General features: G+C 43.2%; 18 protein-coding genes. 14 read left to right on the top strand and 4 right to left on the bottom strand.

The window, feature by feature from the left end; all coding sequences use genetic code 11:
• From F8C82_RS04580 to F8C82_RS04565, 4 genes are all read right to left on the bottom strand, one after another.
• Complete coding sequence (locus tag F8C82_RS04580) at positions 1 to 879, bottom strand: hydroxymethylglutaryl-CoA lyase (RefSeq protein WP_151692372.1); 879 nt, start codon at positions 877 to 879, stop codon at positions 1 to 3.
• A gap of 111 nt (positions 880 to 990) precedes the next feature.
• Positions 991 to 2,013: a quinone-dependent dihydroorotate dehydrogenase gene (locus F8C82_RS04575; protein ID WP_151692371.1), complete on the bottom strand. Its 1,023-nt coding sequence runs from the start codon at positions 2,011 to 2,013 to the stop codon at positions 991 to 993.
• Between the two features lie 44 nt (positions 2,014 to 2,057).
• Positions 2,058 to 2,510, bottom strand: coding sequence for an SsrA-binding protein SmpB (gene smpB / locus F8C82_RS04570; RefSeq protein WP_151692370.1), 453 nt, complete (start codon positions 2,508 to 2,510; stop codon positions 2,058 to 2,060).
• A 28-nt stretch (positions 2,511 to 2,538) separates the two neighbouring features.
• The gene (locus F8C82_RS04565; RefSeq protein WP_151692369.1) at positions 2,539 to 3,186 is read right to left on the bottom strand and encodes a protein-L-isoaspartate(D-aspartate) O-methyltransferase; all 648 of its coding nucleotides are present in this window, start codon (positions 3,184 to 3,186) and stop codon (positions 2,539 to 2,541) included.
• A 110-nt stretch (positions 3,187 to 3,296) separates the two neighbouring features.
• Between F8C82_RS04565 and F8C82_RS04560 the strand changes: the two genes are divergently transcribed.
• From F8C82_RS04560 to F8C82_RS04495, 14 genes are all read left to right on the top strand, one after another.
• Complete coding sequence (locus F8C82_RS04560; protein WP_151692368.1) at positions 3,297 to 4,289, top strand: Gfo/Idh/MocA family protein; 993 nt, start codon at positions 3,297 to 3,299, stop codon at positions 4,287 to 4,289.
• A complete protein-coding gene (locus F8C82_RS04555; RefSeq protein ID WP_151692367.1) occupies positions 4,289 to 5,182 on the top strand; it encodes a hypothetical protein in 894 nt (297 codons plus the stop codon). Before F8C82_RS04560 ends, F8C82_RS04555 begins: the two co-directional genes overlap by 1 nt.
• The gene (locus F8C82_RS04550; protein ID WP_151692366.1) at positions 5,182 to 6,597 is read left to right on the top strand and encodes a sugar transferase; all 1,416 of its coding nucleotides are present in this window, start codon (positions 5,182 to 5,184) and stop codon (positions 6,595 to 6,597) included. The genes F8C82_RS04555 and F8C82_RS04550 overlap by 1 nt, the downstream gene beginning before the upstream one ends.
• A 20-nt stretch (positions 6,598 to 6,617) precedes the next feature.
• Positions 6,618 to 7,505: a 3-hydroxyacyl-CoA dehydrogenase family protein gene (locus F8C82_RS04545; RefSeq protein ID WP_151692365.1), complete on the top strand. Its 888-nt coding sequence runs from the start codon at positions 6,618 to 6,620 to the stop codon at positions 7,503 to 7,505.
• A gap of 124 nt (positions 7,506 to 7,629) precedes the next feature.
• Positions 7,630 to 8,808 (top strand): C1 family peptidase, encoded by a 1,179-nt coding sequence (locus F8C82_RS04540; protein ID WP_151692364.1) that lies wholly within the window; start codon positions 7,630 to 7,632, stop codon positions 8,806 to 8,808.
• 521 nt (positions 8,809 to 9,329) lie between these two features.
• Positions 9,330 to 9,878 (top strand): RNA 2'-phosphotransferase, encoded by a 549-nt coding sequence (locus tag F8C82_RS04535; RefSeq protein WP_151692363.1) that lies wholly within the window; start codon positions 9,330 to 9,332, stop codon positions 9,876 to 9,878.
• Positions 9,875 to 10,714: an alpha/beta fold hydrolase gene (locus tag F8C82_RS04530; protein WP_151692362.1), complete on the top strand. Its 840-nt coding sequence runs from the start codon at positions 9,875 to 9,877 to the stop codon at positions 10,712 to 10,714. Before F8C82_RS04535 ends, F8C82_RS04530 begins: the two co-directional genes overlap by 4 nt.
• Before the next feature lie 492 nt (positions 10,715 to 11,206).
• Positions 11,207 to 11,560, top strand: a complete 354-nt coding sequence (locus F8C82_RS04525) for a hypothetical protein (protein ID WP_151692361.1) — start codon at positions 11,207 to 11,209, stop codon at positions 11,558 to 11,560.
• A 117-nt stretch (positions 11,561 to 11,677) separates the two neighbouring features.
• The gene (locus F8C82_RS04520; RefSeq protein ID WP_151692360.1) at positions 11,678 to 12,154 is read left to right on the top strand and encodes an SRPBCC family protein; all 477 of its coding nucleotides are present in this window, start codon (positions 11,678 to 11,680) and stop codon (positions 12,152 to 12,154) included.
• Between the two features lie 579 nt (positions 12,155 to 12,733).
• Entirely contained in the window at positions 12,734 to 13,096 is a 363-nt protein-coding gene (locus F8C82_RS04515; protein ID WP_151692359.1) for a hypothetical protein, read from the top strand.
• Positions 13,097 to 13,311: 215 nt separating this feature from the next.
• Positions 13,312 to 13,893 carry a Crp/Fnr family transcriptional regulator gene (locus F8C82_RS04510; protein ID WP_151692358.1) on the top strand — a complete coding sequence of 194 codons (582 nt, stop codon included), beginning with the start codon at positions 13,312 to 13,314 and terminating at the stop codon, positions 13,891 to 13,893.
• Between the two features lie 51 nt (positions 13,894 to 13,944).
• Positions 13,945 to 14,814 (top strand): SDR family oxidoreductase, encoded by an 870-nt coding sequence (locus F8C82_RS04505; protein WP_151692357.1) that lies wholly within the window; start codon positions 13,945 to 13,947, stop codon positions 14,812 to 14,814.
• A 122-nt stretch (positions 14,815 to 14,936) separates the two neighbouring features.
• Complete coding sequence (locus F8C82_RS04500; protein WP_151692356.1) at positions 14,937 to 15,449, top strand: MepB family protein; 513 nt, start codon at positions 14,937 to 14,939, stop codon at positions 15,447 to 15,449.
• 3 nt (positions 15,450 to 15,452) lie between these two features.
• Positions 15,453 to 15,968 (top strand): DUF4259 domain-containing protein, encoded by a 516-nt coding sequence (locus tag F8C82_RS04495; protein ID WP_223279442.1) that lies wholly within the window; start codon positions 15,453 to 15,455, stop codon positions 15,966 to 15,968.
• Positions 15,969 to 16,026: the final 58 nt, after the last annotated feature.

The raw sequence follows: 16,026 nt of genomic DNA, 5'->3' as shown, positions 1-16,026 counted from the left end.
TTAAATTCCTATCGCGGTTGGAAACGTTTTTAAGGCTTCATTGTAAGAGGATTCAAAGGCCAAGCCATTCACCCCTGTACGTATCTGATTTTGAGCCGCATAGTTTAGCAACTTCTCGGTTGGCATGTTGCCAACAAGATCATCGGCTGCCATTGGACAACCACCGAATCCCTTAATAGCTCCGTCAAACCTCCGGCAACCAGCGCGCCAAGCAGCATCTACTTTTTCAAACCAAGTAGACGGTGTAGTGTGTAAATGCGCTCCGAAGAGTACGCCATCGAAACGAGGAATGAGATTGCTAAATAGATAATCAATGCTATCTGGGTTTGAGGTTCCGATGGTATCAGACAAGGAGAGTACTTTCACCCCCTTACTCACCATTTTTTCTGCCCACTCTTCTACTATCTCTACACTCCAAGGTTCATCATACGGATTGCCAAACCCCATACTTAAATAAACCACCAAGCGCTTATCGTGCTTGTGTGTCAATTCGCTAATGGCCTTCACCACATCAAAAGCCTCCATCATGCTCCTGTTGGTGTTTCGCTGTTGAAAGGTTTCAGAAAGTGAAAATGGGAACCCCAAGTCATCGATAACATCGTATTCGCATGCTGCCTCCGCTCCTCGAACATTGGCCACTATACTGAGTAGTCTTGAGTCGGTTTGATCCAATTCTAACTTCTCCACTACCTCTCGTGTATCTCTCAATTGAGGAATCGCCTTTTCAGAAACAAAAGATCCAAAATCTATTGTATCAAACCCTACTTTCAACAAACTGTTGATGTAGTCGATCTTACGCTGTGTGGGAATAAACGGATGTATGCCTTGCATCGCATCACGCGGACATTCCACGATTTGCATGCGGGATTCTTGAGCCATTTCCTTTGTTGATTTTTGAGCCAGTGCGAAGATACGATTTAATGGGGTTTTAGGAGTTTGCGAGGTTTGAGGGGTTTGAGGGGTTTTAGTCTGGTGCCTCCGCGCTGAAGACTAAAGTCCTTTCAATATCCTCTTCACCATACCTGGGCCTTCGTAAATGAAGCCAGTATATACTTGAACCAAACTAGCTCCAGCGTCTAGTTTCTCTTTTGCATCTGCAGCGGTGTAGATCCCTCCAACAGCGATGATGGGGAAACTTCCCTTGGAAAGCTCTGCCAAGCGTTTGATTACCGCAGTGCTCTTATCCTTTACCGGAGCTCCACTGAGTCCACCAGCACCTATGCTCTCTACGTATTTTGCATCAGTGATGAGTCCAGATCTATCTATTGTCGTGTTGGTGGCAATTACCCCATCGATACCTGACTCACGAATGATATCCACGATGTCCACTAATTGTCCATCTGTAACATCTGGAGCAATTTTAAGTAGAATTGGTTTTCGTGCTGGTTTGGTTTTGTTGAGCTCTTCCAGTGTATTCAACAACTCTGTAAGTGGTTCTTTGTCTTGTAGTTCTCGTAAGTTTGGAGTGTTGGGAGAACTCACATTCACCACAAAATAGTCTACGTAATCGTACAAAGCATTGAAGCACTTTACGTAATCGCTTGTGGCTTCTTCATTTGGGGTTACCTTATTCTTACCGATGTTCCCTCCAATGATGAGCTTTGGGTTTCTCTTCTTGAGTCGCTCTACCGCACTATCTACCCCACTGTTATTGAAGCCCATTCTGTTGATCAATCCACTATCCATCGGCAAGCGGAACATGCGAGGCTTGGGGTTTCCCGGTTGCCCAACTGGGGTTAAAGTCCCTATTTCAATAAAGCCAAACCCAAAATTATACAGCTCCTTGTAGAGTTTGGCATCCTTATCAAAGCCAGCGGCTAGTCCAACGGGATTTGGAAATACAATACCAAAAACTTCACGTTCAAGGGATTTATCCTCCACTCTAAAGGCCGAACGAAGCATAGCGCCTACACCGGGAATGCGGTGAATGACCTTGACAAATTTAAATGTGAAGTGGTGTGCCGACTCAGGATTGAGTTGGAATAAAATGGGACGAATGATCGACTTGTACATGCGGAGAATTTGCCGCAAAAGTAATCAAGAAAGAGCGGAATTCCTCAATATGAAGCCTTGGCTCTATCCATGTCGCGCTTCTGTTGTTTCTCTTTCAACGTGTCGCGCTTGTCGTGTTGCTTCTTACCCTTTGCCAAGGCGATATCTAGCTTGGCCCATCCTCTGTCGTTGATGTACAAACGAAGGGTTACGATGGTTAACCCTTGATCTTTTAACTTCTTCTGAAGCTTGTCTAATTCTCGTCTAGAAAGAAGCAACTTGCGTTCGCGCAGTGGATCGTGGTTGAAAATATTGCCGTGATCGTACTCAGCAATGTGCATGTTCTTCACAAACAATTCCTCTCCTTCAAAATAGCAATAGCTATCCGCTAAGTTGGCCTTGCCTTGACGAATGGACTTAATCTCCGTTCCCTGCAATTTCAAGCCTGCGGTAAAGGTTTCCAGTAACTCGTAATCGTGACGAGCCTTGCGGTTTTTTATGAGGACATCATTTTTCATGAGCGAACAAAGGTAAGTAAACGGGCGACTATTCCTTATCGGATAGCATCGGAACAAAACGGAAGTCGCCATGCACCGCTCTCGAAAACTGTTTTTCGCTCTTTCGTGTGATGCAATACATCGTTTGTACAGCGTCTACAGCTCCAACCGGTATCACCAATCTCCCTCCCACTTTGAGTTGAGCCAGAAGAGCTTTGGGAATTTCTGGAGCCGCAGCCGTTACTACGATACCATCAAAAGGTGCAAACGTGGGCATCCCTTTATAACCATCGCCAAACTTAGCGGTAGGCTTGTATCCCAATTGTTGCAACAAAACACTCGTGTGATCAAAGAGTTCCTTTTGACGTTCAACCGTAAAAACCTTCACTCCCATCTCGCAAAGAACAGCGGCCTGATATCCAGAGCCTGTTCCGATTTCGAGAACCTTATCTCCTTCAGAAACCCCGAGCAAATCACTTTGGACAGCTACTGTGTAAGGCTGAGAAATCGTTTGGTTTGCGCGAATAGGAAACGCCTGATCTCGGTAGGCGTATTGCTCAAAGGAGCTATCCATATACAAATGACGTGGAACCTTCGAAATCGCAGTCAATACGGCTTCGTTGTTCACACCTTTTTCACGTAGGACCTCCACCAACTGGTTTCGCAAGCCCTGATGTTTTGGGGTATCTTTTCTCATGGTTGAATCGGCGCCACGAAATTAACAAACCAAAGTGCAAAATCGATTACAATCAGTCTGCCATTCTTCCTGTCATTTTGCCTTACCTTTGAACTCAAAGTAGAGTTACTATGCCGCTAAAAATAGGCGTTCTCGGAGCAGGACATCTAGGGAAGATTCACATTAAGTGCATCGGTTTACTACCAGAAACGTATTCATTGGTAGGGTTTTACGATCCGAATAATGAGGCTGCAGCCGCAGTGGAAGCCACTGGATTGAAGCGTTACGACAGCGTTGAAGCATTGGTTGAAGACGTTGATGTCATCGATATTGTCACCCCTACGCTTTCTCATTTTAATTGTGCAGTTACTGCCATTCGTCGGTCTAGACACGTATTTATTGAGAAACCCATCACTCACACCATTGAGCAGGCCCGAACGTTGATCAAACTCAGCGAAGAAGCTGGTATCAAAGCACAAGTAGGACACGTTGAGCGATACAACCCAGCCTTTGTGGCTGCGCGTCCGTTTATACAATCACCGATGTTTATTGAAAACCATCGACTTTCGGAATTTAATCCAAGAGGAACGGATGTGTCGGTTGTGATGGACTTGATGATTCATGATATCGACAGCATTTTGGCAGTGGTGAAATCGAATGTGAAGCGCATTTCAGCAAGCGGTGCTGCAGTGGTTAGTGACACACCTGATATTGCCAATGCACGAATTGAATTTGACAATGGTTGTGTTGCCAATTTAACGGCAAGTAGGATTTCCATGAAGACCATGCGCAAATCGCGCTTGTTCCAGAAAGATGCCTACATCACCGTAGATTACTTTGAAAAGACTGCGGAAGTGGTTCGTATGAAAACACACGAATCAACCGAAGAGAATCCATACGCCATGGTTCTCGACCTTCCAGATGGCAGCAAGAAGCAGATCTACTTTGAACAACCTAAAGTTGAAGAGGGAAATGCTATTAAAGATGAGCTCAAAGCATTAGCTGACGCAATCAATAATAACCATACACCAGACGTTACCTTGGAGGATGGCTACCGAGCACTGGAAGTAGCCCATCAAATTTCCGAACAATTGGAAAACTCCTTGAACGTGATTTCTAAATAATGAAGTACATCTATTCTCTAGTCCTCCTCGGACTTGTTCTTACCGGTTGTAAAAAGGATCCCGCAATTGTTCCTGCCTATCTTCATGTTGACGCAATGAAGGTGAATGCCGACTACGCTAAACACGGGACTTCATCCAGTAGAATTACTACCGTTTGGGTGGAGGTGGATGGAGAGTATATCGGCGTTTTTGAACTTCCAGCCGTGGTTCCCATTGCGGCCACAGGATCTCATAGAATCACTTTAACTCCAGGCATCAACTTGAATGGCATTCAGAGCCTTAGGAATATTTATGAATTCTATACGGAGTACGAACAAACCTTCAATTTTGAGGAGAATAAAGACTATTGGCCCAATGCCAGCGGTGATAGTATCGCAGAGGTAACCTATAGTGCTCGTACCTTCTACACCTACGATAACCTTGAGGATTTTGAAGGACTTTCATTGGCCTTTGAACGTTCCGTTCGAGCCGATACCGGTTTAGTCCGCTCCACCGATTCTCAATATCTCAATGTAGATCCTTCTATAGACGAGGAAAACACAGCGGTAGGCTACTCTTACCTCGGGGATGATGACCTCCTCTTTGAAGTGGTATCCGTAAAAGAATACACCGACCTACCGGCAGGTGGAGCGAACGTATACCTCGAAATGAATTACAAGATTGATGCTGTTGTAACGGTGGGAGTTTTCCGAAATGCCGAGGGACAAGTGGATCAAGTTCCTGTGGTGAGCTTGTACCCGAACGACGAGTGGCAAAAAATTTACATCAATCTAGTTTCTGAAATTAGCGCTTACCCAAATGCTGAAGGGTTTAGAATCTTCCTAGGAGGTGTCAATCTCAAAGGAAACGGTCCAAAAGAACTCCTCTTCGATAACATCAAGCTGGTTTATTGATGAAAAAGAATACGCGTAGGCAGATTGCTCTCTACGTAGCTTTTGATGCACTGGGTGCATTGATGGCCTATGCCGTGTTGTACACTTTTCGAAAGCAGTACATCGAACCTGATGTATTCCCTGTTGAGAATATCCCATACGACAACATCTTTTATCAAGGGCTATTCTTCACCACTGCTTACTGGCTTCTACTCTATACCTTATTAGGGTTTTACAAAGATATTTGGCGACGATCTCGATTGGTTGAAATCTTCCAAACCATTGGTTCTAACGTACTTGGATCACTTGTCATTTTCTTCGTTTTCATCTTAGATGATTGGGTGGCCACCTATAAAGATTACTATGAGAGTTTTGCAGTATACCTCGTAACCCTCATCATTCCTACCGTTACTTTCCGTTTCATTCTCTCTACCCGCACGAACCGAAGAATTCAAGCAAGAAAACTATGGTTCAACACACTGTTGGTTGGTTCGAATGAGAAGGCCGTTAAACTCTACTCGGATATCGAAAACCAACGAAACACTACGGGACACCACTTTGTCGGTTTCGTTTCGGTTCAGGAAAAAATCGAATTCTTGGTAGAAAAGGATCTTCCCCTACTTGGCAACTACAAGGAAATGAGTCGAATCATCGACGAATACCAAGTGGAAGAAGTTCTCATTGCCATTGAGTCACGCGAACACGAAAAGCTAGAAGCCATCATCAACTTGCTGGAAGATCACGATGTACGTGTGAAATCCATTCCTGATACCTACGACATTATTGTGGGGAAAGTACGTATGGAATCCTATGGCATTCCGCTTATCGAGGTGAAGCACGAGATAATGCCAGTATGGCAACGGACCGCAAAACGCGTATTCGACATCTTGGCCTCCTCCATCCTCTTGTTGTTGATTTCCCCTCTACTCATCTTCTGCGGAATCATGGTTTGGCAGAGTTCTCCAGGGAAGATCTTCTACCGTCAGCAGCGCATTGGAATCCATGGAAAACCCTTCCACATCATCAAGTTCCGAAGCATGTACGAAGATGCTGAAAAGCATGGTCCGCAGCTCTCCAGTGATGCGGATGACAGAATTACTCCGTGGGGACGCATCATGCGAAAGTATCGCTTAGACGAGTTTCCTCAGTTTTACAATGTATTGATCGGTGAGATGAGCATCGTTGGTCCGCGTCCGGAGCGTCAGTATTACATTGACAAGATCATGGACAAAGCGCCACATTACAAGCACATTCAAAAAGTAAAGCCCGGGATCACCTCTTGGGGGATGGTAAAATTCGGATACGCTTCCACCGTAGATGAAATGATCGAACGTCTCAAGTTCGATTTGATCTACATCGAGAACGTCAGTTTCTTCAACGATTTAAAGATCCTCTTCTATACCATTTTGATAGTTTTGCAAGGAAGAGGCAAATAGAATAACCACAAATCAAGGACATGCAGAACATTACTGTTATTGGAGCCGGAACCATGGGTAACGGCATCGCTCACGTATTTGCGCAGTTCGGATACAACGTCAATCTATACGATATCCACCAATCCAGCTTAGATCGCGCTGTGGCAACCATCACGAAGAACATGGATCGCCAAGTTGTTAAAGAGCTGATTTCAGAAGACGACAAGAACGCCGCTTTGGGTCGACTTTCAACCTCTACGGATCTAAAATCGTCGGTTGAGAAAGCCGACTTAGTGGTTGAAGCAGCTACAGAGCGAGTAGATATCAAGCTCGACTTATTCCGTCAATTGGATGAACTCACTAAAGAGTCGTGCATTCTGGCATCGAATACTTCCTCTATTTCCATCACCAAAATCGCGGCAGCTACTAAGCGTCCAGAGAAAGTGATTGGCATGCACTTCATGAACCCAGTTCCTGTAATGAAGTTGATTGAGATCATCCGCGGTTACAGCACCAGTGATGAAACAACTGAGGCCATTGTTGAACTTTCAAAGAAACTCAACAAGATTCCAGTTCCATGTAACGACTACCCTGGTTTTGTTGCGAACAGAATCCTTATGCCAATGATCAACGAAGCCATCATTTCTCTTCACGAAGGAGTTGCAGGCGTGGAAGAAATCGATTCCATCATGAAGCTGGGAATGGCTCATCCAATGGGACCACTTCAATTGGCCGACTTCATTGGCTTGGACGTATGTATGAGCATCTTAAATGTATTGTACGAAGGCTTGGGCAACCCTAAATACGCCCCTTGTCCACTGTTGGTAAACATGGTTACAGCTGGAAAGCTGGGAGCTAAATCAGGTGAAGGATTTTACGATTACAGCGAAGGCCCGAAGAACGCGAAAGTGTCTTCTCAATTCGTGTAACCATTGGAATATAGCTACAGAAAGAGGCCCATTGCGGCCTCTTTTTTTATGCCCCCTACTCCATATTGCCGCTTGTACCTTATATTGCGGCCCCGCAAAAATTCAATTAATCCAAAATACACACATGAAATACGCTATCCTTCCACTTATAGGAGCGCTATCGCTTTCTGCCTTTGGTCAAGATAACTTGGTAAACCAAGCCAATGCTAACGCCACAGAAGCGGGTCCGGGTTACCAATTCGAAACCCTTATTGACCTTGAAGCAACTCCAGTGAAAAACCAGTACTCTTCAGGTACTTGTTGGAGCTACGCTACCAGTTCATTTGTTGAGTCCGAAATGATTCGCATGGGTAAAGACCCTATCGATCTATCGGAAATGTTCACCGTTCGTCAGGTTTACATTGACAAAGCTGACAAATACGTTCGTCTCCACGGATTCTTGAACTTCGCACAAGGTGGTGCTCTTCCAGATGTGATGTACGTAATTAAGCATTACGGCGCCGTTCCTGAAGAAGTATATCGCGGTTTGAACTACGGTACCGAAATGAACGAGCACGGAGAATTGGAAGCAGCTTTGAAAGGAATTCTCGATGCTGTTATCGAGAACAAGAATCGCTCGGGTATTACTCCAGCTTGGAAAATAGGTTTTGACGCCTACCTAAGCGCGTATCTAGGTGAATATCCTGCTGAATTTGAATACAACGGCAAGAAGTACACTCCACGCAGTTTTGCGGACGACGTGGTGGGAATTGATCCAGACGAGTATATCCAATTGACTTCTTGGACACATAATCCATACGACACCGAAGTTCAGATTCAAGTACAAGACAACTGGACTTGGGGAAGCTCTATCAATGTAGAGTTGGATGAGATGATGAAGAACATCGACCATGCTTTGGAAGAAGGGTACACCGTTGCTTGGGCTGCTGATATCGAAAGAGGTTGGTTCAGCCTTCCAACAGGTTTGGCACTTGCTCCTGCGGGATGGGACGATATGGAATCGGCTGAAAAGACAGCTTGTTTTGAAGCTCCTGTAGCACAAATGGAAGTAACTCCAGAAATTCGTCAAGCTAGCTACGACAACTATGAGACAACCGACGATCACGCTATGCAAATCACCGGTAAAGTGAAAGATCAAAACGGCAACATCTACTACATTGTTAAGAACAGCTGGGGCGATCGCGAGAATGACTTCCGCACTGGGTACATCTACGCTTCTGAAGCCTATGTACGCATGAAAACCATCAGCGTAATGATGCACGAAGATGCACTAACCAGCCATGTAGAAGACTTGGTTGACTAAGAATAGTCGTGTTGAGATGATATGGAAAGGGAGCCAAAGGGCTCTCTTTTTTTTTTGTGAACGTAAGGTATTCCTAATGTCCATCATCCGGTAATACTAACTCTGTAGGGTTTGACGCAATGGCTACATACGCAGGTTGACTCCAAGGACCCCAGAGATTTCTACTCCTATAATCATTATCTTTCTGACACTCTCAGAAGACTACAGCTCTACATGATATCCATCACGTCCAAACGTCATTCGTTTAAATTCTATGCTCTCCTAACCTTCCTCACTTTATTTCTTCTGGGATTAGGAACCAGTTCTAAAGGCGAACATTAGAATCCAGTAGCGCACTTAAATAAGTACCTCTTGACACATTGAAGAGATGGAAAGAAAAAGTAAAAAAAGGGCTATATCAACGCACATAGCGGGTGAACAGCTACTAGCAAAGTCTTCAATTCGTAGTTTGGTACTGACAGATAGAAAATCGCTTCGAAGCCGCCAGAAGACACATACAAATCGTTAGAACACATACATTCATGACTCAAAAAGAACAAATAAAGACAAGTAAATTCCTGAGTTTGGTCTTGAGACACAGACCAGATACAATTGGTTTGACCTTGGATAAAAATGGGTGGGCCGACACTAAAGAGTTGTTAGAAAAAGTCAACAGCAACGACCTTAGTTTGACCTTTGATGAGCTCAAAACTGTAGTAGAAAATAACGACAAGAAGAGATTCCTGTTTTCAGCAGACTTTTCAAAAATAAGAGCCAATCAAGGGCACTCCATCGAAGTGGACTTAGAATTGAAAGAAAAAGTCCCACCTGAGAAGCTCTTTCATGGGACGGCAGAGAAAAACCTCTTGTCTATCCAAGAAAAAGGTCTGATAAAAGGTCAAAGACAACATGTTCACTTATCATCGGAGAAAGAAACGGCATATCAAGTTGGAAAACGATATGGAAAGCCAATCGTATTGACTATCAATACCGGCGAAATGCACAGACAAGGACAAAAGTTCTTTCAATCACAAAATGGGGTTTGGTTAGTGGATAGAGTATTACCAACCTTTATTACATTTCCATCATGAAAATATTTAAAATCTACCTTCTGTTACTTATTCCTATGGTTTCATGCGTGAATTCAAAGGGTAATGAAAGTGTTCCGAGCACATCAACAGAGGAAAGTAAACTAGAGAAGGATACAGTCCACTTCAATACTCACATAACAGGGTCTGGCAGTCCAACTGTTATTTTTGAATCGGGTTTGGGAACTCCCCTGAATAATTGGCATCAAGTCCAAACGAGTATTTCGGCCAACTATAAAACGATTTCTTACGATCGCTTAGGCATTGGAGGCTCATCAGCTACCGAATCTCCTAGAAACATTGATAACTTGGTTTCAGACTTACGTACGTTGATCACTCTGAACGAGATCGATGGTCCAATTGTGTTCGTTGGTCATTCTCTCGGCGGACATATTGCTAGAAAGTACCAAGAGCTCTATCCATCCAATGTTGTTGGCTTATTCCTGATTGATCCCACAAATGAATATTTGTATGACGCGGTTTTCAATGAAATGACTTCAGAAACTGTCGACTCAATGAAGACAGCTTGGGATGATAATTTTAAAAATCAGCCAATTGGGGTATACAACGAATGGAAAGAAGTAGATGGTATTGATGCGGTCTTGAGAAAATGTCCTCTACCTACGGGCATCCCAATCACCATCTTGGCTTCTTATCAAGAAAGTTCTTTTTTAACAGAGACAAATGCCAAGCTTAAAAAAGAGCTTTTATCAGATTGGCAAGAAGGCAAGGCTAATGTGACAATATTGGAGACTACAAATAGTGGTCACTACATACATTTGGGAGAACCGGATTGGGTAATTTCCCAATTGGAGACTTTTTTAATGAACATTCAATAGTTCTAACATTTAGCACTTGAAGTATAAAAGCCCAGGCATTCCGCTGGGCTTTTGTGTGTTATGAAAGTCCCCCTACTCTCCTTTTCCTCCGTCACCCGTCACTTAGCATCCATCCCCTTCAATTCCCATGCGAAAGGATTCGTGCGGTAGAAAGGAACTCTTCACCCGTCATCCAACATCCGCCATCCAACACCTCAAACACCTTAAACCTCTTAAACACTCTTAACCTATTCCCCCCTTCAATTCCCACGCGAAAGGATTCGCGCGGTAGAAAGGAACTGTTTCACCCGTCATCCAACATCCGCCATCCAACACCTCAAACACATTAAACCCCTTAAACACTCTTAACCTATCCCCCCCTTCAATTCCCACGCGAAAGGATTCGCGCAGTAGAAAGGAACTGTTTCACCCGCCATCCAACACCTTAAACACCTCAAACACCTTAAACACCTCAAACCCCTTAAACACCGCAACAAAGCGTACATTCCATCCATGAAAACTACACTCTCCACCCTATCAGTCATCTTGCTATCTCTATCGGCCCACGCTCAAAACCCAACGGAAGGTATAGGCGCGGTAATCACGCTCTCCATGATTACCTTAATTAGTGTTTTGGTTCTACTCGTCTCTTCTATCGTACGCCTAACCAAAGGAAAGAATAAGGCGAGTATTCTTGTAAATGTGTCGGGGGCTGTATCTATTCTGTGCTCCGTGTTGTCTATGGCTATTCTCAGGACAGAGATTGACTCTGGTTTTTTAACCACCTGTCTAGGAATTATCTTTACTTCCACTACTCTTATCGTTTTAAACCAGAGAGTTGGTAGGAGTAAGAATGAAGATCGATGAGTTTTAGTTTACTTCTTCCTCCTCGAAAATTATGGCTGGCTGTGAATACTCTATGACTAATTAGGTCACTCCTAAGTAGATGATAAGCGATAGAGCAGCAAAACCCTAGAAGAGCAAATGCCCAAAATTGTTTTAGAGACATATATCAACGCACCTGCCGAACGGGTATTTGACCTTTCACGCAGCATAGATCTTCACAAATTGTCGACCGCCCAAACAAACGAGGAGGCTATTTCTGGCGTAGTGACTGGATTGATTTCGATGGGTGAGCACGTAAAATGGCGAGCTCGTCATTTCGGTATTTATCAAACACTCACTTCCAAAATCACCGAATTCGACCGACCGAGATATTTTGTAGATGAAATGGTGCAAGGTGTCTTTCATTCATTTGTCCATCAACACCACTTTGAAGAGAAGAATGAAACCACCATCATGCGCGATATTTTCAATTATCAGTCACCTCTTGGCTTCTTAGGAAAAATAGCAGATGTGCTTTTCCTCAAACGATATATGACAAGACTTCTGAAGACCCGAAATGAGCTCATCAAAGAGTTCGCGGAAACTAGTCGATGGAAAGAAGTAATCACAGACTAAAAAAGACTCCTCATGTATGTTTTTGCTTCTGAGATTAGACTGTACACTACAGAAAGTAGGCGCTCCCACCCTTTCCTCGGCATGCGAATAAGTTCCATTACAAGAAACACTAGCCATCAATGAAAATGATACGATTCGTGCTTTCAATCATAGTGGGACTGCTGGTTTTGTCATGCACAAACCGCACCGATAATAGCAACCATCAAAATTCCCCCTTGTCAAAGAAGGCTTTCTACCAGGCTAGAATGCTAGAGAAGAATTTCCAGTTTGAGAAGAACGGACCTTGTGACGATGCACTTGAGGATACGTTACATGAGAGGTCGGTTGTCTATTTTGAATCCCGAACCTTTTCAGATTCCAGCGCAATCATTGAATTCAAGTTTATAGACGCATGTTGTCAAGAGTTTCTAGGGGACTACTCCATTGTGAATGATACTCTTATATTCAACTATGAACAGGTAAATGATGAGGTTTGCAGCTGTTTATGCTGGTACAAATACAAGTTGACTATTCACGAACCAAGTGAAAAGTATAGAGAAGTTAGAATAAAGACATACAATCAGTAAGCTCTTCAGCTCAATGGACAAACAATCTACATCACTAAATGCTTTGGCAACCTTGGGTTGGTTGTTCCTTCGACTCATCATCTTAAACGCCCTAATCCTATCCGCTGCATTGGCTCTAGGAGCTTGTCGGTATTTCTTGGAGCCAACAGACTCCTTCTTGGTAGGGTTTCCCATTCAGCTTTACTTCGTTACATTCTTGCTGTCGAATTTGGTTTACATCTTGGGCATCGTTTTCGAGGCTGTCTACCTCCAAATTTGGGACAAGAAAATTGACATTCGGAACTATGAAACGAAATTCTTCAAAATCAGCCTTGTGATGATTTTAATCGTTGCTGTATTTGGAATAGGGATGTACTTCATCCGCTATTTTGCTTGACAAAGAGGCTTAGAATTTCCGGGCAATATGGACTCCTCAGACTACATCGGAAACCCTACATTTCTCTTTTTCTCATCATGAAACATTACATTGGAATCACAGAGTATCAAAGTACTGGATTGGGGAGAAACAATACTTTGAATCCGAAGTGATGGAAATCAATAAGCAACAAAGGGCGACTATTAAAATCAACATCGAGAGTTCCAACTAGAAGCATGGAGAGATTAATTGAAAATATCAAATCTTACATTTCACTGAATGATAAGGAAATACAACTTCTTCATGATTCCGTTGAAAAGAGAGTATTCTCCAAGAATGAGGTGATATTTACGGAGGGGAAAGTATCAGATGAGATCTATTTTGTAACGAAAGGATGTGTCAGGCTCTTTTACAATGTAGATGGCAATGATAAAACGGCGTTCTTCTATACGGAAGGTCAATTTATTTGCGCTGGCGAAAGCTACACCTTCCATATTCCAGCCATGGAAAACTATCAAGCGATCGAACAATCGGAACTCTTCATCTTCACAAAATCGAAGATTGAACGCTTATTGAATGAAGCTCCTAAGTTTGAGATTATTGCTCGAATAGCCACCGAGAATGAACTCATCACTTGTCAGAAGGTAATCGCATCTTTCGTCACCAAATCTGCAGAGGAGCGCTATCTCGATTTATTGGTAGCACAAGGTGAACTGTTTCACCGTGTGCCTCAGCAATATATAGCCTCCTTTTTGGGCGTATCTCCTGAAACCTTGAGTCGAATAAAAGCACGCGTATTCAAGAGGATGCGTTCTTGACGATCGTCAAGAGAAAGCCGAACTCCCCTCTCTAGCTTTGTCAAAAAAACAATGAAAACAAAGAGAGTTTTAGTCGCAGGAGCAACCGGATACTTAGGGCAATACTTAGTTAAAGAGCTCAAAAAGAGAGGCTATTGGGTAAGAGTGCTAATCCGTCATGAAGATCAGATGCGAAAGTTTGACGCGGTAGATGACTACTTCATTGGACAGGTTACCGAACCCCAAACGATCGTGGGAGTTACGAAGGATATCGACTGGGTTTTCTCCACCATAGGTATTACCCGACAAAAAGATGGATTGACCTATATGGACGTTGATTACCGTGGCAATTCTAACTTATTAGCAGAGGCGCTGCACAATCAGGTAGAAGCCTTCCACTACACTTCAGCTATAAACGGAGACAAATTGCGGCACCTTAAGATATTCGAGGCTAAAGAGCGATTTGTGGATGAACTCAAGATGGCTGGAATTGACTACTGTATTTTCCGGCCGAATGGATTTTTCTCGGATATGAGAGACTTCCTCCAAATGGCAAAGTCAGGCCGAGTTTACTTATTTGGCGATGGTAGATATAAGCTGAATCCTATACATGGAGAAGATTTGGCAGCGGTTTGTGTAGACAAGGCTGAAGCCAGATGTAAAGAGTCCATTATTGGAGGTGTGGATGTCCTCAGTCAGAATGAATTGGCTGAACTTGCCCTAAAGGCCTGGGGAAAACCAATAAAAATCACCCACTTGCCCGATTGGACACGTAGATTTACCATCTGGTTGGCAAGAACGTTTACTTCTTCAAAAACCTATGGCCCAATAGAGTTTTTCATGACTGCCATGGCGAGCGATAATGTAGCACCCTCATACGGGTCAAAACGTCTGGAAGACTTTTTCAGGTCGGAAGTCAACGAGATTAGAATGAAGGTGTAAATGCATCCATTGGCCTTGTAAGGAGCTTGCCCATCCGTCCATGGAATGATCACTTGGCGTGGTCATTAACATTCTGCTATCTTTGATTTTCTCGAACTTGAAATCTAGAGGAATCAGATCAAATGATAGAGCATACTGGGTTAAATCAGAACCTTTATGAGGTTGATTCACAAGTATACGATAGGCTTTCGCTGAGCATTACTAATGTGGTGAATGAACGCGAAGGAGTTGAGTATGATGCTTGTAGATTTCAACTGAATGGAATGAATATCATTTCCAGAAGTTCTAAAACTACTCCCAAAAAATCTGGGCAATTTGTGACATTCTGGAAGCGAGATCAACTGGGAGAAACAGCTCCTCACTCAGAGAATGACCCTTTTGATTTTTACATCGTCCAATCAAGATCAAGAGATCAATTAGGACAATTCGTGTTTCCAAAATCGGTATTGATCAAGAAGGGATACATACGCACAGCCTTGAAAGACGGGAAAAGAGGCTTTAGAGTATATCCGATATGGGATCAAACCTCAAATAAACAAGCCGAGAAAACCCAAGACTGGCAACTGAAGTACTTTTATAAAATTGATGAATTGACCAACTTGAATAAAGTTCGTGAATTGTATGGAATTCAGTAACAGATGAGTGGTTCAGCGGGCAAGACTGGAATAAACTTGGCCATCACTTCTCAAAATTATCATGAAGTAATCATCAATAAATCAATTAAAAAACAGAATGTTATGGGAGCTTGGGACTACGGCATATTTGACGACGATACAGCATACGACTTCTTTGATGAGATAGAATCGGATGCGAAAGGCTTTTTCAAAAGATCGTTTGAAGCAGCCAATGAATCGGACTATCTTGATTACGATTCAGCTCATCGAATAACTGTTTCTGCAGCATACTTAGACAATTTCCTAAACGGGACAACGTATGCAATGGACTGTGACGAGGAAAAAGACATCAGTAATGTGAATTTATTCCGCGATTTAAAGGGAGAACTTGTACTAGATGATCTTAAAGAAATTGCAAGACAAGCATTGAACCGTGTCATCAGTGAAAATTCAGAATTAAACGAACTCTGGATGGAGAATGAAGATCTTTACCCCAAATGGAAAGGCAATATTGAAGCATTAATTAGCAGGCTTAAATAGCACTTAGCCTATTATCACACGCAGATTGATCGCCTTCCTTTAATCATAGACTCCTAAA

This window comes from Phaeocystidibacter marisrubri (genome assembly GCF_008933165.1).
Lineage (GTDB): Bacteria > Bacteroidota > Bacteroidia > Flavobacteriales > Schleiferiaceae > Phaeocystidibacter > Phaeocystidibacter marisrubri.
Note: the sequence above shows the minus strand (reverse complement) of the source record. Positions and strands in the feature narration are given on the sequence as shown.